This window comes from Streptomyces sp. NPDC058955 (genome assembly GCF_042741435.1).
In the GTDB taxonomy this organism is placed as follows: domain Bacteria; phylum Actinomycetota; class Actinomycetes; order Streptomycetales; family Streptomycetaceae; genus Streptomyces.
Map to the genome: position 1 here is coordinate 1 of NZ_JBHYKM010000137.1, position 18,872 is coordinate 18,872.

Below are 18,872 nucleotides of genomic sequence, written 5' to 3' on the forward strand. Positions count from 1 at the left end.
GGCTGGGTGCGGCCCTTGGGGAGCCGTTCCCGGGGCGGGGGGGTCACTGGGGCGGGAGGGGGGGGGGGGGGTGCGCCCCCCCGGCCGGGACGGACCGGGCGCCCGGCGCCGGGATCTGGGACGGGCGGTGTGGCGCCGGGGCCTGGTCCGGGCCGGCGCCAGGCACCGACCGGTCCATGGCCCCGGCCCGGTCGGGCCGCCTGCCGGGCTCGGGCGGCCCGGGTCCGAGCCGAGCCGGAGCCGGTTCGGCGAGGACCGGGCCACCTGGACCTGGGGTTGCGCGGACGGTTCCGTCGGGCGGAACTCGGTCGGGTCGGGTCTGCCCCGGACGAGCTGGGCCCACTGGACCTTGCCTGTACGGGCCGTGGTTCCGAACCGGTCCGGGACGGGCCGCTGGTACGGACTACGGTTCCGCTCCGGCCGGTGACGCACCGGATCGGTGTCGGTCCGTCCGTCCGGTCCGGGGCGACCGGAACGGTCCGTCCAGGTGTCCCGCCGAATCCGAGCCCACTGGAGAGAGGCCTGCCGAGCGGGGATCCGGCGGGGCCGGAGGCCGTCGGACCGGGTCTGCCGGACCAAGCCCGACAGGGCCCGGTCCCGCGGGACCGGATCCCGTCGGCCGAGGTCTCACCGGTCGAGGCTCACCTGGCCCCCGGCGGGAGGCCCGGCGGACGACCCCCGCCGCTCCGGCGGCGGCCGGTCGACACGCCCGTCGGCGCGCGGAGGCCCGCGGCGGCAGGTCCCGCCAAGGGCCCGGGTCAGCCCAGCGTGTTCGCGACGCCCTTCTTCGCGTTCTCCCACGCCTTCTCCGGGGCGAGGCCCTTGCGTTCGACCTCGCTCAGCGCGTTGGTGATCTGCTGGTTGATGTTCTGGTCGTGGATGCCGAGGACCTGGACCGGGGCCGCCTTGGCCGCGTCACCGAAGATCTTGCCGATCGGCGCGCCGGAGAAGTACGGGTCCGTGGTGTCCGCGACCTCGGCGATGGCGCCGGTCGAGGAGGGGAAGTTGCCCTGCTTGGCGAAGACCTTGGCCTGCTGCTCGGGGGCGGTGAGCCACTTGATCAGCTCGTACGCCTCCTTCTTGTGCTGCGCGGCTCGCGGCACCGCGAGGTACGAGCCGCCCCAGTTGCCCGCGCCGCCGGGCAGCGCGGCGATGTCCCACTTGCCCTTGCCGGTGTCGCCGGCCTGCCCCTTGATGTAGCCGAGCATCCAGGCGGGGCAGGGGATGGTGGCGAAGGAGCCGGCGGCGAACGCCTGGTTCCACTGCGGGGACCACTGGTCCAGCTTGGCGCTGAGGCCGGCGCCGCTCGCCTCGACGGAGGTCTCCCAGGCGGTCTTCAGGGCCGGGTTGGTCTCCCAGATCAGCGCGCCGGAGGCGTCGTAGTAGCGCTCCTTCTCCTGCCCGATCATGATCGAGAAGAGGCTGCCGACGCTGTCGAGCCAGGCGCTCTTGGCGGGAGCCTTGGCCTTGTACTGCTTGCCGAGCTCCAGGTAGCCGTCCCAGGTGGACCAGCGCTTGGCCAGTTCGGCGCGGTCGGTGGGGAGTCCGGCCTGCTTGAAGAGGTCGGTGCGGTAGCACATCGCCTCGGGGCCGACGTCGGTGCCGAGGCCGAGGACCTCGCCGCCCTTCCCGGTGGCGGCGGCCCACTTGGCGTCGGCGAACTGGCTCTTGAGCCCGTCGGCGCCGTACTTCCGCAGGTCCTCGAAGCGTTCGGCCTGCTGCTGGGTGACGGAGGCGATCCGGCCGACCTCGATGCCCTGGACGTCGGCGAGGCCGCCGCCGCCGGCGAGCCGGGTCTGGAGCGACTTCCAGTAGTCGGCCTCGTCCTCGGTGTCGGTCTGCTTGATGGTGACGCCGGGGTGGAGCTTCTCGTACTCGGCGTAGAGCCCGGCCTCCTTGTAGCCGAAGGAGCCGAAGAGGTCGACGGTGATCGTGACCTCGCCGCCCGGCTTGTCGGAGGCGGTGCCGGAGGAGCCGGATCCGCAGGCGGCGAGCAGGGAACCGGCGAGCGCGACCGCTCCGATGCGGAGGGCGGCCTGGGTGGCGGCTCGGGTGATGGGCATGGACGGGCTCCCTTGGCGTCGGGACGGGTCGGGGGAGAGGCGAGGGACGGCTCCGGGTCCTCCCGGAGACCGGAGGGACGCTTGAGAGCGCTCTCAAGAACGGTCTGGAGCGTGCCCCGACTCTCCCGTTCCCGTCAAGACTCGAAGGCGTAACGGCTCCGAATCGAGCGGTCCCTACGGAGTCGTCGCCTCAACTCGGCTTCGTGTCCCTTCTCTTGACGCTCAGGTTTCGGGAGTTTTACGTTGCGCACTGCTGAGAGCGCTCTCAGGAGCCGTCGAGCCGACGGACGAAACCCGTGAACCCCCACGAACCCCCCTTCGAGCCAACGAGGTGCTGTACGTGTCAGCTCCCCGCTCCCGACCGGCCGCGTCGCTGGTCCTCGCCGCCGCCCTGGCCGCCGCCGGTCTCGTACCGGCCACGGCCGGCCCCGCCTCCGCCGCCACCGTCCCCGTGGGCGCGGGCGGGTACTCCGACACCCGCCCCGCCGGGACCTCCGGCCCCACCACCAACACCGGCACCCCCGTCACCCCCAAGGTGACCGCCGCCGCCAAGGACCGGCCCGTCCCCACCAACGACTGGTGGTCCTCGCTCGCCTTCCAGCGCTACGGCGACAACCCGTACTCCACCCCCATGTACGGGCACCCGCTCACCTACCAGGCCGTCGCGGGCGGCCTCCAGATCGGCTACCCCACCGCGCCCGCGATCGTCGGCGACGGGCGCCAGTACGAATTCCCCCACAAGGCCGACCTCACCCTCGGCCTCACCGGCCTCAACTCGCCCGACACCAAGGCCGACGACTGGTCGGACTGGACCGTCACCCCCCTCTGGTCCGACGGCGCCCGCACCCTGCGCACCACCATCGGCCACGGCATGCCCTTCGTGTACGCCAAGGGCACCGGCGGCGACGCCCGCATCACCACCGCGTCCACCCCCACCGTCTTCGCCGACCAGGGCAACGTCCTCGGCATCACCGTCGCCGGCCACCACTACGCGCTCTTCTCGCCCACCGGCACCGACTGGAACGTCTCCGGGACGACCGTGACCGCCGGCCTCGGCGGCAAGGACTACTTCTCCGTCGCCGTCCTGCCCTCCACCGACGCGCTGGCGACCTTCCGCAGGTACGCCTTCAGCTTCGTCACCGGCTCCCGCGTCACCTGGGCGTCCTCGGGCGGCAGGATGAACGCCACGTACGCCCTCACCACCGAGGCGAAGGAGGGCACCGAGACCGGCACCCTCCAGGCCCTCTACCGCCACCAGTGGCTCCGCACCACCGACCCCCTCACCCCGTACACCTACGTCTCCCCGCGCGGCACCATGAAGGTCCGCGAGAGCAGGACCTTCACCACCAGCCGCGCGCAGGCCGCCGTCCTGCCCGGGCTGCCCGCCTCCGGCGCCGTCGACCAGGCCCGGCTGCGCGGCTACCTCGACGAGGTGGTGAACGCCGCCGACCCGTTCTCCGGCGCCACCGACACCTACTGGACCGGCAAGGCGCTCGGCAGAATCGCCCAACTGGTGCCGCTCGCCGAGCAGCTCGGCGACACCGCCCTGCGCGACCGGCTCGTCGGCCTGCTCAAGGGCCGGCTCCAGGACTGGTTCACCGCCGGCGGCGCCAACGAGTTCTCGTACGACCGCACCTGGAAGACCCTGACCGGCTACCCGGCCTCCTACGGCAGCGACACCGAGCTCAACGACCACCACTTCCACTACGGCTACTACGTGTACGCCGCCGCGATCGTCGCCCAGTACGACCAGGCGTGGGCCGCCGACTCCGCCTGGGGCGGCATGGTGAAGACCCTGGTCCGAGACGTCGCCAACCCCAGCCGCACCGACACCGCCTTCCCGTTCCTGCGCGGCTTCGACGTCTACGCCGGCCACAGCTGGGCCTCCGGCCACTCCGGCTTCGCCGCCGGCAACAACCAGGAGTCCTCCTCCGAGTCCACCAACCTGAGCGCCGCGCTCGTCCTGTGGGGCTCCGCCACCGGCGACAGCGCCCTGCGCGACCTCGGCGGCTACCTCCTCGCCACCGAGTCCGACGCCATCGGCCAGTACTGGTTCGACGCCGACCAGCAGGTCTTCCCCGGCTCCTTCGGCCACGACACCGTCGGCATGGTCTGGGGCAGCGGCGGCGCCTACTCCACCTGGTGGACGGCGAACCCGGAGGAGATCCACGGCATCAACACCCTCCCGGTGACCTCCGGAAACGCGCTCCACATGGGCGGCTACCCGGGCGCGATCCGGCGCAACCTGGCCGAGATGGAGCGCGAGAACGGCGGCCCCGCCGTCGAATGGCGCGACATCCTCTGGGAGTTCGAGTCGCTCGCCGAACCCGCCCGCGCCAAGGGCCGCTTCGACGCCGTCGGCGGGAACTACACCCCCGAGGCCGGCGAGTCCCGCGCCCACACCTACCACTGGCTGACCACCCTGGACGCGCTCGGCGCCCCCGACGCCACCGTCACCGGCTCGATCCCCACCTCGGCGGTCTTCCTGAAGGGCACCGAGCGCACCTACGCCGCCCACAACCACGGCTCCACGCCGGTCACCGTCACCTTCTCCGACGGCAAGTCCCTCTCCGTACCGGCCCGTTCCACCGCTTCCGGCAAGGGCACCGGCAGCATCCCCTGCGGCCAGCCCGGCGGACCGGCCTGCCCCGAGCCGGGCACCGGCGACACCTTCCGGCTCAAGAGCGGCGGCCAGCTGACCACCGCGACCGACACCACCGCCGGCACCGACACGATCGCCTCCGCCGGCGGCACCAACCACGACGGCACCCCGTACCAGCCGCTCGTCTACGAGGCGCGGAACGTCACCGGCACCCTCACCCCCGGCGCCGCCACCGCCTTCCGCCTCGCGGTGGACGCGGGCACCACCGTCGGCCTCGGCCAGCAGGTCCGGGTCAGCTACGACCTGACCGGCGACGGCACCTTCGAACGCACCGAGACCTACCACTACTTCGCCACCGACCCGGTGGCCGGCTGGGAGCGCTACGACCAGACCCGCGGCCTGAAGTCCGCCACCGGCACCCTCGGCGACCTGCGCGGCGGCACCGTCCGCGTGGAGCTGTGGAGCGCCATCGGCAACGGCCCGTCCACGGTCAGGACGGGGACGGCGGACTCCGTCGTGGTCATCCCCTTCGACTGAGCGGGCGCTAAGCCGACGCCCGGCGCACCAGCGTCGTCGGCGTGATCAGCGGGTCCGGGGCGGGCGCCCCGGACCCGTGCTCGTTCAGCAGCCGCATGAGCAGCCGGACCATCAGCCGGCCCATGCCCTCGATGTCCTGCCGGACCGTCGTCAGCGGCGGCTCCGTGCGCTCGGCGATCGACGCCACGTCGTCGAAACCGACCACGGCCACGTCCTCCGGCACCCGCCGCCCCCGCTCCCGCAGCACCCGCAGGGCGCCCGAGGCCATCAGGTCGTTGGCGGCGAACACCCCGTCCACGTCCGGCCGCCGGCCGAGCAGCTCGGCCATCGCCCGGGCGCCGCTCTCCGCCGTGAAGTCGCCCTGGCACAGCAGGGCCGGGTCCGGCTCCCCGAGCGCGTCGCGCCAGCCGTCGGCGCGGTCCACCGCCGAGGTCTGGTCGCGCGGCCCGGCGAGGTGCGCCACCGCGCGGCAGCCCCGGTCGACGAGCAGCCGGACGGCCTCGCGGGCCCCGCCGCGGTTGTCGCAGTCCACGTACGGCATGTCGGGGCCGATCCCGTCGGTCGGCCGCCCGCCGAGCACCGTCGGGATCTTCGCCCGGCGCAGCACCGCCGCCAGCTCGTCCTCGTCGTGGAGGGAGAAGGCGAGGGCGCCGTCGACGTGCCCGCCGCCGAGATAGCGGGCGATCCGGTCGTAGTCGCCCGGGCTCTCCACCCAGAGCAGGACCAACTGCGAGTCGTGGGCGGTCAGTTCACGGCTGATGCCGCGCACCTGCTCCTGGAAGAAGGGGTCGGAGAAGATCCGGAACTCCGGTTCGGCGATGACCACGGCCACCGCGCCGTTGCGCCGGGTGACCAGGGTGCGGGCCGCCAGGTTCGGCACGTACCCGAGCTCGTCGACGGCCTGCCGGACCTTCTCGACCAGCGGGGCGCGCACCCCGGCGCCGCCGTTGACGACCCGGGAGGCCGTCGCCCGCGACACGCCCGCGAGGGCCGCGACGGCCTCCAGGGTCGGGCGCGCCCCCGTCGTCTGCTCGGCCACGTGGGGCCCCCTTCATCTGCTCGGTCCGGGAGCGGGCGGCTGCCCGGACGGACCGCGTGATGTTCCACGGCCAGGATATCCGCACGGGTGAGCGGCTTGAGAGCGCTCTCTGGACTCTTCCGGGTTCAGTCCGCCGCCGGGGCGAAGGAGACCATCCGGGGCTGGCGCCGGGCGTCGTCGCCGCTGACGGTCGGGGGCATCGCGAGGATCCGTCCGCGGACGTGGAGGACGGGGCCGGTGAGGGTGCTGTACTCCGCCTCGGCCGCCGCCGCGGGGTGTCTCATCAGCACCTTCTCCTTGCCCGCTCCTTCCCGGCCGAGGAGGAAGGTCCGGCCGGGCCTCCGGGAGGTGGCCGACTCGTACACGAGGGTGCCCGACGCGGACGGCGAGCCGACCGGCGTGAGGATCCTGCCGTCGTGGCTCTGGATGCCCCAGACCAGCTTCCCGGACGCGAGGCTGTAGGCGCCGACCCGGTCGGTGCCGCCGACGTGGACGAGCCCGTGGGCGACGAAGAGCCCCCGGCACGGCTGGAGGTCGGCGCCGATCCCGACGTACGGGCAGTGCTCGAAGCCCTTGGGGCGGGGGTCGATGGTGCGGCGGAGCTCGCCGCGCGGTCCGAGGGCGACGATCCGCCAGTCCTCGGTGAGGGCCTCGTTGTCGATCGACGTGTAGACCACCGGGTCGACGGAGACCATCCGTTCCACCCTCCGGCCGGCCGGGGTGCGGTGGCGCCAGAGCACGGCGCCGGTGCGCGGGTCGAGCGCGCGGAGCCGGCTGTAGCGCTTGCTCCGGTCGATGCCGAGCGCGCACGTGGCGCTGACGAGCAGCCGGGTGCCGCCGGCCACCTGGTCGGGGTGGCAGCGGCCGGGGTTCTCGGTCGGGATGCCGAAGAGCCGGGCGCCGTCGCTCACCCGGTACGCGGCGGCCCCCGTGCCCTCGGCCACGGCGAGGGTGTCCCCGCTGATCGCGGTGTGGACGACGAGGGCGGGCGTGTCCCGCGCGGGGTCCCGCAGCAGCTCCTTGCGCCAGCCGGCCTTCCCGGTCCGCAGGTCGATCTGCTGGAACCGGTCGCAGCTCGCGCCCCGTTGGGCGCCGCTGCTGGCGAGGACGACGACGATCCGGCCGTCCGGCGTCGGGTTGGCCGGCACCTCGCAGACCGGGGTGGGCAGGGTCAGGTTCCAGACCTCGGCGCCGTCGGAGAGCCGGTAGGCGGTGACCTCGCGGTGGAGGGCCTGGACGACGGTGTCGCCGACGATCCAGGGGCCGTCCACCCGGATGGTGCGCCTGGGCAGGTCGGTGGTGTCGGAGGCGATCCACGCGGTGGCCTCGCCGGGGCGGCGGGAGGCGGCGAGCTCCCGGGCGCCGGGGACGGTGATCGGCGCGGGGGCGCGGAGGCCGGGCTTCGCGCCGGGCGCCGGGGAGGGGGTGCCGGAGGGCGTCGCGGGGGGTGTCGCGGGGGTCTCCCGCGCGGCCGTCGGTCGTGCGCGGTCGGTCACGTGGTCGTACCAGCCGGCTCCGGTCACCGCCGCGACCAGCAGCGCCAGGCAGACGGCGAGCGCGGTCAGCCCCCGGTCGCGCCGGGAGCGGGGCCCCGGTACGGGTGCCTGCCCCGGCGGACCCCAGGGCGGCGGCGTGTACGGCATCGGGAGTCCCCCTGTGGGTCACCAGTGGTGCAGAGCACATTTCTAGAATGAGGTTCTGTTTTGCCCGTAGCATAGCGACGCAGACCGACGACACCGACGCGGGACCGGGGGAGACCATGGTGCGGACAGGCGCCGAACAGGGCGACCGCGAAAGGCTGATGAGGGAGGCGGCGGCGCGGGAGGGGCTCGGTGCCCATCGCGGCGGCCACGCGTCCTCGGCCCCCGCGCGGAACCGGGGCGCGCTCGGGGTGGCGGTCCTCGCGGCCGTCCTCGCCGCGGCCGTCGTCGCGTCCCTCGCCGGCGGCTACCGGGCCCTCGCGCTCGTCCCGGGACTCTCCCTGGTCCTCTGTGTGATCTCGCTCCTCGGCCACCTGTTCTTCGGCGCCCGCACCGGCGACGCGCGCCTGGAGCAGTACGAGGGCGGACTCGTCCTCCACCTCAAGGGCCGGATCCGGGTGGTCCGTTACGCCGACACCACGGTGCTCGACAACACGGTCCGCCGCACCCAGTACGGCCGGCCCCTCTCGGTCACGTACTCCTTCGGCCTCACCGACACCGAAGGCCGCAACGTGGTCGTCGGCAGCGTCTTCACCGGCGGCGACGTCTGGGGCCCGCTGCTGCGCCACGACGCCGCCCGCGCCCAGCTCCCCGGCGCGCTCGCCCGCCTCGACGCCGGCGAACGGATCTCCTTCGGCATCATCTGGCTCAACGCCGCCGAACTCGGCTCCGGCCGCATCTCCGCCCCCTGGCACCTGGTCAGCGGGGTCCAGGTGGAGGGCGGCACGATCACCGTCCGGGCCGAGGGCCGCCGGGGCCCGCTGGTCGTCGCCCCGACCCGCTACACCCCCAACGTCTCCCTGCTCCTCGCCCTGATGGAGACCCTCCGCGCCGCGGGCCCGGGGCCCCGGCTGCGCTGACGGGGTTTCAGGGCGCCCTCAGGTCGCGGCCCCGGACGCGTGAACTTCCTTGCTTCACCGCTTACTTCACGCCTTGACGTAAGCAGGTCCAGACCTCTAGCTTCTCGGTGCGCGCAGCCCTGTTCTCCCCCACCCGGACCGGCCCCGCGGCCGGCCCGGCGAACCCCGAGGAGCGTGTCCTTCCCATGCGCAGAAGCCGACTCTCCGGCCGGGCCCTGGCCCTGACGGCCCTCACCGCCGTCCTGTCCGCCCTCTTCACCGTGACGCCCGCCGAGGCCGCCGAGGGGTCCATCACCGGGCTCGCCGGCAAGTGTGTGGACGTCGCGGCGGCGAGCAGCGCCAACGGCACCGCCGTCCAGCTGTACTCGTGCAACGGGACCAACGCCCAGCGCTGGTCCAACCCGGGCGACGGCACCCTGCGCGCCCTCGGCAAGTGCCTGGACGTCGTCGACCGCGGCACCGGCGACGGCGCCGCCGTCCAGCTGTGGGACTGCAGCGGCGGCGCCAACCAGCAGTGGGTGGTCACCGCCGCCCGCGACGTCGTCAATCCGGCCGCGAACAAGTGCCTGGACGTCCGGGACAACAACAGCGCCGACGGCACCCGGCTGCAGATCTGGAGCTGTACGGGCGGGGCGAACCAGAAGTGGAACGCGCCCGCGAGCGGCGGCACCCCCGCTCCGTCCGGATTCGTGGTCAGCGAGGCCCAGTTCAACCAGATGTTCCCGAACCGGAACCCCTTCTACACGTACGCCGGTCTGGTCGCCGCCACCAAGAAGTACCCGGCCTTCGCCGGCACCGGCAGCGACACGGTGAAGAAGCAGGAGGCCGCGGCCTTCCTCGCCAACGTCTCCCACGAGACGGGCGGGCTGGTCCACATCGTCGAGCAGAACACCGCCAACTACCCGCACTACTGCGACTGGAACCAGCCGTACGGCTGCCCGGCGGGGCAGGCCGCGTACTACGGCCGGGGCCCGATCCAGCTCTCCTGGAACTTCAACTACAAGGCCGCGGGCGACGCCCTCGGCATCGACCTCCTGAACAACCCCTGGCGGGTCGAGCGCGAGCCGGACGTCGCGATGATGACCGGCCTCTGGTACTGGAACACCCAGAACGGCCCCGGCACCATGACCCCGCACAACGCCATGGTCAACGGCGCCGGCTTCGGCCAGACGATCCGCTCCATCAACGGCTCCCTGGAGTGCGACGGCCGCAACCCCGCCCAGGTCCAGAGCCGGGTGGACGCCTACCTCCGGTTCACCTCGATCCTCGGGGTGGCGCCGGGCGGCAACCTGTACTGCTGACCGTCCGGAGGGGGCGGGCGCCGGGCGTCCGCCCCCCCCCTCGCCGGGCGCCGGTCAGGCCGCGGCGTCCAGGACCGCGCGGAAGCGGGCCCGGCCGGAGAGCATGTGCGCGTACGCCTTCGGGGCCTCGGACAGCGGGAAGACCTCGATGCTCGGGCGGATGCCCTGGGTGGCGCTGAAGGCGAGGTTGTCCTCGTTCTCGACCGGCGTGCCGGTGAGGTGCCCCTGGACGGTGCGGGTCCCGAAGATCAGGTCCGCGGTGTTCACCTCGATCGGGTCGGGCGCGGCGCCGAGCACCATCAGTCGGCCGCGCGGCGCGAGCCCCGCCACCAGCGGGCTCATCGAGGCCCCGCTGGCCGCCGTCGCCAGGACGGCGGCCGCGCCGCCGAGCGCCTGGAGGGCCTCGGCCACGTCCTGCTCGGCGCTGTCGACGTAGTGGTGCGCCCCCAGCTCGCGGGCGAGGGCCTCCTTCTCCCGGCCGCGGGCGACGGCCACCACGCGGTGGCCGAGGCTGCGCGCGTACTGGAGGGCGAGGTGCCCGAGGCCGCCGATGCCCTGCACCGCGACGAGCGAGCCCGGGCGGGCCCCGATCCGCTGGAGGGCGGTGAACGTGGTCAGTCCGGCGCACAGGAGCGGGGCCGCCTCGGCGGGGGAGAGGGTGTCGGGGACCCGGACGAGGCCGCTGGCCCGGGCGTACGCCACCTCCGCGTAGCCGCCGTCGACCGTCGTGCCGGTCTGCTCCTGGTCCCGGCAGTTCACGAAGTCGCCGCGCCGGCACGGGTCGCACTCCCCGCAGTGCCCGGCCAGGAAGCCGACGCCGACGCGGTCGCCGGTCCGCCAGGCGCGGACCCCCGCGCCGACCGCGTCGATCACGCCGACGATCTCGTGCCCGGGGACGACCGGCCGCGTCGGGTCGGCGCGCAGGCCCTCCGCCGCGAGGACGTCGGTGTGGCAGACGCCGCAGTACTCGACCCGCACCCTGACCTGGTTCGGCGCGGGGTCGACCAGCGCGCGGTCGACGAGGCGGAAGGCGTGGGACCCGGTGACTTCGACGGCCCGGTAGGTGTCCATGGGGTGCTCCTCGGTTCGATGGTTCGGATTTCAATATGACCGACCATCTTAAAATTGGCAATCGCCGGTTGACGCTCAAGACGACCGTTCATATTCTTGGAGTGACGAGATCACGAGGAGGGTGCATGGCCAGGCCCGGCGTTCGCGAGCAGCTGGTGGAAGCCGCCGCGGAGTGCTTCCACCACCGCGGGTTCAACGGCACCGGGATCCAGGACATCGCGCGCACCGCCGGCGTCCCCAAGGGCTCGGTCTACAACCACTTCGCGAGCAAGGAGGACCTCGCCGCCGAGGTGCTGGACCGCTACGCCGCCTCCCGCGACCTCGCGATGCTGGACGACACGACGCTCGCCCCGCTGCCGCGCCTGCGCGCCCACTTCGACCACCTCGCCGCCGACCTGGCACGCTTCTCCTTCGAGCGCGGCTGCCTCTTCGGGAACTTCGGGGCCGAGCTCGCGAACCAGAGCGACATGCTCCGCGACCGCATCGACACCGGCCTCGCCACCTGGACCGCGGCCGTCGTCCGGGTCCTCGAAGAGGCCCGCGCGGCCGGGGACCTGACCACACCGCTCGACCCCGAGCGGCTCGGGCCGTTCCTCGTCGAGGCCTGGGAGGGCGCGGTGCTCCGGGCGAAGATCACCCGCAGCCGGGCCCCGCTCGACGGCTTCCTCGCCGTCCTCGACACGCTCGCCCGCTGACCCGGCGGCACCCCGACGGTCGGCCGTTCACCCGTGGCGGTGGTAGCGGCCCGTAGCGGCTCCCGCCGCCACCCCCGTACGGCAGCGTGACCGCCATGAACGTCCGCCGCACCGCGCTCCCGCTGCTCACCGCCCTCCTGCTCGGCGGGTGCGTCGCCCTCCCGAAGCCGTCCGCCCCGCCCGCCCCGGGCCCCCCGGCGACCAGCCCGCCCGCGCTCGCCCCCGCCGCCCAGCGCCCCCCGTCGGCGCTCCCGGCCCGCCCCGAGCGGCCGGTCGAGCCCGAGCCCCGGGAGGAACTGGCCGAGGCGGAGGGGGAGCCCCGGGGTGGGGGGCCGGTTCCGGTACGCGAATCCGGGGGCGGGTCCGGGGCCGGTGCCGGTGCCGGGGCCGGGGCCGGGTCGGGCGGCGAGGACGCGCGCGTACGACCTCGGTCGCGCGACACGGGCGGCCGGGCGCCCGCGCGGTACGGCAGCGGATCCGACGCCGCTCCCGCCCCGGCGCCCCGGACGACGCCACCCCGCCCCGCCGCGACGAAGCAACGCCCGCCCCGGACCCGTACCGTGCCCCCTCGCCGCGTCCCCGCCCCCGCGCCCCGGCCGGCGGGCGCGCAGGTCCCCGAGATGCGGAATCTCTGCCGCGAGGCGCAGCGCATCGACGCTCCCATGGGCGCGGCGGACCTGTGCCGGAGCATGTACGGCCGCTGACGGACCGTCGAAGTGGCCCAGTGTCACGGCCCGTCAATGGACCAAGAAAAGCGGGCCACTTCACCGTACCGTCGTGTCCATGGCGAACATCTCCCCGGCGCATCCCACGGTCGCGACCCCCGCCCCCACCTCCGCCCCCGCGCGGCCGTCCGCACCCCTCACCCTGCTCCTCGCCCAGCTGAGCAACTCCGTCGGCGACGGCGCCTTCTACGTGACCTCGGCGCTCTACTTCACCGGTGTCGTCGGACTCTCCGCCGCCCAGGTCGGGGCCGGTCTCGCCGTCGCCTGAGCGGTGGGCTCGCCCGCCGGGGTGCCGCTCGGGGCGCTCGCCGACCGGCGCGGCGCGCGCGGCGTCTCCGTCCTGCTCGCGCTGGTGACGGCGGCGGCTGTCGCCTCCTTCCTCCTCATCGCCTCCTTCCCGGCCTTCCTCGCCGCCGCCACCCTGTACGCCTGCGCCCAGAGCGGTCTCGCCGCCGCCCGCCAGGCCCTGCTCGCCGGACTCGTCGCCCCGGCCGACCGGACCGCCGTCCTCGCCCGGCTCCAGGCCGTCCTCAACGGCGGCCTCGCCGTCGGCGCGGCCCTCGGCGGCATCGCCCTGCACGCCGGCACGCGCGGCGCCTACCTCGCCGTCTTCGCCCTCGACGCGGCCGGCTTCCTGCTCTGCGCCCTGCTGCTCGGCCGGCTCCCCGCCCCCGCGGCGCCCCCGGCCCCCGCGACCGCCGCGCGGGGCGCCTCCGGGACGGCCGTGCTGCGCGACCGGCCGTACGTGGTCCTCACGCTCCTCAACGCGCTGCTGCTGCTGCGGATGCCGGTCCTCAGCCTGGCCCTGCCGCTGTGGATCGTGCAGCGGACGGCGGCGCCCGGCTGGACAGTCTCCGCGCTCTTCGTCCTCAACACCGCGGCCGTCACGCTCTTCCAGGTCCGCGCCGCCCGCTCGGTCACCGACCTCGGCACCGCCGCGACGGCCGTCCGGGGCGCGGGCGCCGTCCTGTTCGCCGGCTGCGCCGTCTTCGCGACGACCGCGCTCCCCGGGCTGGGAACCGGTGCGGCCGTCGCGGTCCTGGTGCTCGGCGCCGTCCTCCTCGTCGTGGGCGAGATGCGGCACGCGGCCGGCTCCTGGCAGCTGGGCCTCGGGCTTGCGCCCGCCGACCGGATCGGCCAGTACCAGGGCTTCTACGGCGCCGGCGTCCCCGTGGCCCGGTCGCTCGGCCCGGTCGTCGTCACGACCCTCCTGATCGGCGTCGGGCCCGTCGGCTGGCTGCTGCTCGGCGGCGTCTTCGTCCTGGCCGCCACGGCGACCGGCCCGGTCACCCGCTGGGCGGCCCGGACCCGGGACAGGGCCTAGCCGGGGCCGCGCCCGGTCAGCCCACCCCGCCCCGGTCCCGCGTGAGCAGCGCGAATCCCGGCCGGTCCACGGAGACCTCCGCCGCCGCCAGGACCACGACGCCGGTGCCGGAGGCGCGGTCCAGGCCGAGCCAGGAGCGGAAGCCGCCGGTCCCGCCGTTGTGCATCGTCACCGTCAGATCCCGGACCCGCAGGGTGATCCAGGCCGCGCCGATCCGGGTCCCCGCGCCGAACCGCGCGACCGGATCGAGCGCGGCCGTCCCCGGTGCCGTGCCGTCGAGGAGCGCGGCGGTGAGGCGCGCCATGCTGCCGATGTCGGCCCGGATCCCGCCGGCCGGCCCCAGCGCCTCGCCCGTCCAGGGCTCGCGCGGCCTGCCCCGCCGGGTCGTCCCCGCCAGGGCGCCGGGCCGCAGCCCGGACGGATCCGAGGGCAGGTAGAAGCAGTCCAGCCCGAGCGGTCGGCCGACCCGGTCGGCGATCAGCTCCGCGTACGACGTCCCGGCCGCGGCCGCCAGCGCGTGCCCGAGCAGTTCGAAGCCGAGGTTGGAGTAGCGCGGCCGGGGCGGGCCGAGCCGCACCGAGCGGGCCTGGCCGATCAGCCCGGCGACGTCCTCGCCGTACGGATTGGTGCCGTGCCGCCACAGCGCGACCGTCCGCCGCCACGGCCGCGCGGAGGCCGGCACCCTCGGCAGCCCCGACCGGTGCGTGGCCAGCGCCCCCAGCGTGACCGTGCCGGCCGGCACGTCCGCCAGCGGCAGCAGCGCGCCGAGCGCCGTCCCCGGCGTCACCTCGCCGCGCTCCAGCGCGTCCGCGTACAGCAGCCCCGTGACGCCCTTCGACACGGAGCCGATCTCGTAGTCGGCCCCGAGCCCCGCGCCCACGGAGGCCGTCACCGCGCCGCCGGGTCCGACCACGGCCCCCGCCACCGGAAACCGCCCGCCCGTCAGCGCCCGCAGGCGCCCCGCCAGCCACTCGTCACCGTGATCCCCGCCCATGGAGCCAGCCTAGGTCCTGCTCGGCGGCGCGCTGTGACCCATGTCACGGATTCCGCTTTCCCTCTTTCCGTTATCCCCGTCCGCGGCCGAGGCTCTCCCAGGCGCAGGAAACTCCAGGACGGGCGAGAGAAGGACGGACGGCGTGCACCAGACCACAGGCGCGGACGAGATGACGGAACGGATACGGGCGGCGCAGTACGGGGACCCCTGGGCGTGCGACCAGGTCCTCGGCGCCCATCGGCCGCTCGTCCACGCCCTGGTGTCCCGCGCCCTCGTCGCCCGCCCCTCCGTCGCCGCCGGGGCCGTCGTCCAGGACACCCTGCGCCGGGCCCACGCCACCCTGCACACCCTGCCGCACCCGGAGGCGTTCCGGCCCTGGCTCGTCGCCCTGGCCGTGGACACCACCCTCGGGCACGCGGCCGCCGGGCTCGACGAGGCCGGAGGCTGGCTGGACGTGCAGGACGGGGTGCTCGCCGCACTCGGCTCGCTGGAGGAACAGGGGCTGTTCCTGCGGTACGAGACGGTCGCCGCGCTCCAGTGGACTCCGGAGGACACCGCCCTTCGCATGGAGACCGTGCGGACCCGCGTCGACGCGGCCCGGTCCGTCGGCGCCGCGCTGGCCCGCCGGCCGCGCTGCCCCCGGCTCCAGGAACTGACCGCCGGCTGGGACGGCCGGCCCGGCGCCGGGTGGCGCGACCACCTGGCCGCGCACACGACCACGTGCGGGGCGTGCAGCGGGCTGGTGTCCGCCGTACCGGTCGCCCCTCCGGTGCCCGCGCCCCACCCTCAGCCTGAGGTAGAGGTAGAGGTAGAGGTGGAGGCCGTCGCCGAGGCCCCGACGCAGGCGTACGACCTCGGCGGCCTCGCCTCGGGCCCCGTCGGGCCGCGCGGGACGCGGGCGGACCGCCGGCGGCGGCGCCAGGTCCAGGAGCGGACCCGGCGGCGGGCCGCCGTCGCGGCCGGCATCGCGGTCGTCGCCGTCACCGGCGGCGCGTTCTCGCTCTACGGCGGGCGGGACGGGCAGGAGGAACTCCTGGAGGCCAATCGCGCCGCCGTCCCCGGACCCGACGTCCCCCTCACCCACGACCCGGACTCGCTGTCGACCTCGCCCGCCGACGTCACCGCGACGCCCTCCGCCTCCACCCCGCCGTCCGCCCGGGCGACCGCCTCCGCCACCCCCACCGCCGAGAAGACCGCCACCGCGCGCCCCACCACGGCCACCCCGACCCCGAGCCGCACCACCGCGCGTCCCGTCGCCACCCCGCGGAAGCCGACCGCCGCCCCGACGACGGCCCCGGAGCCCACGCGGACGACCGCGTCGCCGACCGCCGACCCGGACCCCGGCGGCGGCAAGCAGGGCGACTCCGGCCAGGGAACGGCCGCGGAACAGGTGATCTCCCTGGTCAACGCCGAGCGCGCCAAGGCGGGCTGCGGGCCGCTGACCGCGAACGCCACCCTCACGAGCGCCGCGCAGGGCCACTCCGACGACATGGCCGCCCGGGACTTCTTCGACCACACCAACCCCGACGGCGACGGCCCCGGGGAGCGGGTCACGGCCGCCGGCTACCCGTGGACCACCTACGGCGAGAACATCGCCAAGGGCCAGACCACGCCCGAGCAGGTCATGGACGCCTGGATGAACAGCCCCGGCCACCGGGCGAACATCCTCAACTGCGACTTCAAGGAGATCGGCGTCGGCATCCACACCGACGGCGGCCCCTACTGGACGCAGGTCTTCGGCGCCCGCTGACCCCGCGAGCGGCGCGGCGCGGGGGCGCGTGGCAGACTGCGGCCCACACCGTGACCACCCGGACGGCCGACAGGAGGACCGATGACCGTACATCCCCGGTCCGCCGCTGCCGCCGCGTCGCCCGCGCTGCTCGTCCGGTACGGGGCCGAGGCGCCGGCCGGCGCGGTGCTGCTGCTGCACGGCGGGCGGGCCGACGGGCTGGAGGCCCCGCCGTTCCTCAACCTGCCCGCCCTGCGCATGCGGCCCTTCGCCGAGGCGCTGCGGCGGGCGGCGCGCGGCCGTGCGGTGCTGGTCGCCGAGGGCCGCTACCGGCACCGGGGCTGGAACGGCGAGCGCGCCGACGCCGCCCGGGACGCCGAGGCCGCGCTCGCCGGGCTGCGGGCCCGCTTCGGGGAGATCCCGGTCGTCCTCGTCGGCCACTCCATGGGCGGCCGGGCCGCCCTCGCCGTCGCCGGGGACCCGGCCGTCCGGGGCGTCGTCGCCCTCGCGCCCTGGTGCCCGCCGGACGAGCCGGTCGCCCACCTCGCGGGCCGCCGGCTGCACCTCCTCCACGACGAGACGGACCGGGTGACGGCCGCCCGCGACTCGTGGGCGTTCGTCCGCCGGGCCCGGGAGGCCGGCGCGGACGCGACCGGCGTCCCGATGCCGCTCGGCGGCCACACCATGCTGCGCGGCGCCCGCCTGTGGCACCGGCGCGCCACCGCACTGGCCCTGGAGACCCTGGCGGCCGCGCCCTCCTGACGCCCCCGCAGGGCACCCTCGATTCGCGGCACGGGACATATCGGGACAGGATCGGGCGGAGAGGGGGCGTACGACGCCGCCCCCACGCGGTCGCGCGGCCCGGTCCCGCCGCCCGCGCGAGCCCGAGGAGGCGTCCGTGTCGGAACTCATCGTGATCGGCTACGAGGACCGCGCCGCCGCCGAGGAAGCCCTCGGCACGGTGCAGGACCTGCAGCGCGACCAGGTGGTGGGCCTCAACGGCCTGGCGGTCGTCTCCGTGGACGCGGAGGGCGCCACCCACGTCGACACGTCGAGCCGCGTCGTGGGCGTCACCGCCGCGACGGGCGCCCTCTGGGGCACCATCTTCGGCATCCTCTTCCTGGCCCCCGCGGTCGGTGCCCTCACCGGCGCCGCGCTCGGCGGACTCGTCGGCCGGCTCAGCAAGTCCGGCGTCGACGAGCGGTTCCGGCAGCAGGTCGGCGACCTGCTGCGGCCGGGCACCGCCGCCGTCGTGATCATGGCCGCGAAGCTCACCGAGGACAAGTTCACCGCGGCGATGCAGCGCCACGGCGGCACCGTCCTGAAGACGTCCCTCAGCGACGCGGACGAGAAGGAGCTGGCGGAGCAGCTCGCCGGCCCCGAGTGACCCCTCCGCACCCACCCCCACCGACTCTTCTTTCCCGGTGCCCGACCGACCCCACAGGAAGGCCCCTCCATGGACCCCGTGCTCAGCAGTGAGGTGCTCGCGAAGCTGCGTCAGCCCCGGCCGTACCCGGCCGTCTCGCTGGTGATGCCGACGCACCGCCGCGAACCGGACAACGCCCAGGACCCGGTGCGCCTGCGCAATCTGCTCTCCGAGGCCGAGAAGCAGCTCGGCGGCGACCCCGACGTGCCGCGCGAGCGACGGCTCGACATCCTCGACCAGCTGAGCCGCGCCGCCGCCGAGGTGGACCTCGCGCACGCCGAGGACGGCCTCGTCATCTACGCCGCGCAGGGCGAGCACCAGGTGTGGTCGCTGCCCCGGACGGTGCCCGAGCGGGTGGTCCTCTCGGACACCTTCCTCACCCGGAACCTGGTCGCCGCCCGCGCCGCCGAACAGCCCTACTGGGCCGTGGCCGTCGCCGCCGACCGGGTCTCCCTGTGGAGCGGCGACCCCGAGCGGGCCGCCCCGGCCGCCCGGGACGGCTTCCCGCTGACCCGCAGCCTGGAGCAGCAGGACGTCGAGCGCGAGGAACGCGTCGGTGACGTCCCCAGCCTCTTCCGGGACGAGGACACCCGGCAGTTCCTGCGCGACGCGCACGAGAAGCTGCGCGTCCTGCTCGCCGCCGAGCCCCGCCCGCTGTACGTGCTCGGCTCGTCCGCGGCCCTCGCGGCGGTCGAGGAGCTGGGCCCGCTCGCCCCCGACACGGTGACCGTCGAGCACGGCGGCGGGGCCCCCCCCCCCCCCCCCGCCCCCCCCCCCCCCCCCCCCGCCCACCCCCGCCCCCCCCC

Annotated in this window: 16 protein-coding genes; 11 read left to right on the forward strand and 5 right to left on the reverse strand. The window is 75.2% G+C overall.

Features of this window, described 5'->3' with window-relative positions; genetic code table 11:
* Positions 1 to 758 precede the first annotated feature (758 nt).
* The gene (locus ACFW1I_RS33570) at positions 759 to 2,063 is read right to left on the reverse strand and encodes an extracellular solute-binding protein (RefSeq protein WP_384677080.1); all 1,305 of its coding nucleotides are present in this window, start codon (positions 2,061 to 2,063) and stop codon (positions 759 to 761) included.
* A 340-nt stretch (positions 2,064 to 2,403) separates the two neighbouring features.
* Here ACFW1I_RS33570 and ACFW1I_RS33575 point away from each other — a divergent pair, with 340 nt between their 5' ends.
* Positions 2,404 to 5,202, forward strand: coding sequence for a glycosyl hydrolase (locus ACFW1I_RS33575; RefSeq protein ID WP_384677082.1), 2,799 nt, complete (start codon positions 2,404 to 2,406; stop codon positions 5,200 to 5,202).
* Positions 5,203 to 5,209: 7 nt separating this feature from the next.
* Here ACFW1I_RS33575 and ACFW1I_RS33580 read toward each other — a convergent pair whose 3' ends face one another.
* Together ACFW1I_RS33580 and ACFW1I_RS33585 are read right to left on the reverse strand one after the other, a co-directional pair.
* Positions 5,210 to 6,241 (reverse strand): LacI family DNA-binding transcriptional regulator, encoded by a 1,032-nt coding sequence (locus ACFW1I_RS33580; RefSeq protein ID WP_384677084.1) that lies wholly within the window; start codon positions 6,239 to 6,241, stop codon positions 5,210 to 5,212.
* Between the two features lie 125 nt (positions 6,242 to 6,366).
* A complete protein-coding gene (locus ACFW1I_RS33585) occupies positions 6,367 to 7,884 on the reverse strand; it encodes a PQQ-binding-like beta-propeller repeat protein (RefSeq protein ID WP_384677086.1) in 1,518 nt (505 codons plus the stop codon).
* Positions 7,885 to 7,931: 47 nt separating this feature from the next.
* Here ACFW1I_RS33585 and ACFW1I_RS33590 point away from each other — a divergent pair, with 47 nt between their 5' ends.
* The gene (locus ACFW1I_RS33590; RefSeq protein ID WP_384677088.1) at positions 7,932 to 8,801 is read left to right on the forward strand and encodes a DUF6585 family protein; all 870 of its coding nucleotides are present in this window, start codon (positions 7,932 to 7,934) and stop codon (positions 8,799 to 8,801) included.
* 185 nt (positions 8,802 to 8,986) lie between these two features.
* Positions 8,987 to 10,102: a glycoside hydrolase family 19 protein gene (locus ACFW1I_RS33595; RefSeq protein ID WP_384677090.1), complete on the forward strand. Its 1,116-nt coding sequence runs from the start codon at positions 8,987 to 8,989 to the stop codon at positions 10,100 to 10,102.
* A 54-nt stretch (positions 10,103 to 10,156) separates the two neighbouring features.
* Here ACFW1I_RS33595 and ACFW1I_RS33600 read toward each other — a convergent pair whose 3' ends face one another.
* Positions 10,157 to 11,173 (reverse strand): alcohol dehydrogenase catalytic domain-containing protein, encoded by a 1,017-nt coding sequence (locus ACFW1I_RS33600; RefSeq protein ID WP_384677092.1) that lies wholly within the window; start codon positions 11,171 to 11,173, stop codon positions 10,157 to 10,159.
* Positions 11,174 to 11,298: 125 nt separating this feature from the next.
* On the opposite strand from ACFW1I_RS33600, the gene ACFW1I_RS33605 reads away from it, so the two are divergent.
* The 4 genes from ACFW1I_RS33605 (at position 11,299) to ACFW1I_RS33620 (ending at position 13,917) form a co-directional block, all read left to right on the forward strand.
* Positions 11,299 to 11,868, forward strand: coding sequence for a TetR family transcriptional regulator C-terminal domain-containing protein (locus ACFW1I_RS33605; protein ID WP_384677094.1), 570 nt, complete (start codon positions 11,299 to 11,301; stop codon positions 11,866 to 11,868).
* Between the two features lie 95 nt (positions 11,869 to 11,963).
* On the forward strand, positions 11,964 to 12,572 hold the full coding sequence (locus ACFW1I_RS33610; RefSeq protein ID WP_384677096.1) for a hypothetical protein: 609 nt from the start codon (positions 11,964 to 11,966) through the stop codon (positions 12,570 to 12,572).
* 79 nt (positions 12,573 to 12,651) lie between these two features.
* Positions 12,652 to 12,861, forward strand: a complete 210-nt coding sequence (locus ACFW1I_RS33615) for a hypothetical protein (RefSeq protein WP_384677098.1) — start codon at positions 12,652 to 12,654, stop codon at positions 12,859 to 12,861.
* Between the two features lie 3 nt (positions 12,862 to 12,864).
* A complete protein-coding gene (locus ACFW1I_RS33620) occupies positions 12,865 to 13,917 on the forward strand; it encodes an MFS transporter (RefSeq protein WP_384677100.1) in 1,053 nt (350 codons plus the stop codon).
* A 16-nt stretch (positions 13,918 to 13,933) separates the two neighbouring features.
* Here ACFW1I_RS33620 and ACFW1I_RS33625 read toward each other — a convergent pair whose 3' ends face one another.
* Positions 13,934 to 14,911: a serine hydrolase domain-containing protein gene (locus tag ACFW1I_RS33625; protein WP_384677102.1), complete on the reverse strand. Its 978-nt coding sequence runs from the start codon at positions 14,909 to 14,911 to the stop codon at positions 13,934 to 13,936.
* 142 nt (positions 14,912 to 15,053) lie between these two features.
* Between ACFW1I_RS33625 and ACFW1I_RS33630 the strand changes: the two genes are divergently transcribed.
* The 4 genes from ACFW1I_RS33630 to ACFW1I_RS33645 form a co-directional block, all read left to right on the forward strand.
* Complete coding sequence (locus ACFW1I_RS33630; protein WP_384677104.1) at positions 15,054 to 16,661, forward strand: CAP domain-containing protein; 1,608 nt, start codon at positions 15,054 to 15,056, stop codon at positions 16,659 to 16,661.
* 81 nt (positions 16,662 to 16,742) lie between these two features.
* Complete coding sequence (locus ACFW1I_RS33635) at positions 16,743 to 17,402, forward strand: alpha/beta fold hydrolase (RefSeq protein WP_384677107.1); 660 nt, start codon at positions 16,743 to 16,745, stop codon at positions 17,400 to 17,402.
* A gap of 136 nt (positions 17,403 to 17,538) precedes the next feature.
* Positions 17,539 to 18,027, forward strand: a complete 489-nt coding sequence (locus ACFW1I_RS33640; RefSeq protein ID WP_384677109.1) for a DUF1269 domain-containing protein — start codon at positions 17,539 to 17,541, stop codon at positions 18,025 to 18,027.
* A 69-nt stretch (positions 18,028 to 18,096) separates the two neighbouring features.
* The coding region (locus ACFW1I_RS33645) for a chemotaxis protein (protein WP_384677111.1) at positions 18,097 to 18,872 on the forward strand (776 nt) is incomplete at its 3' end.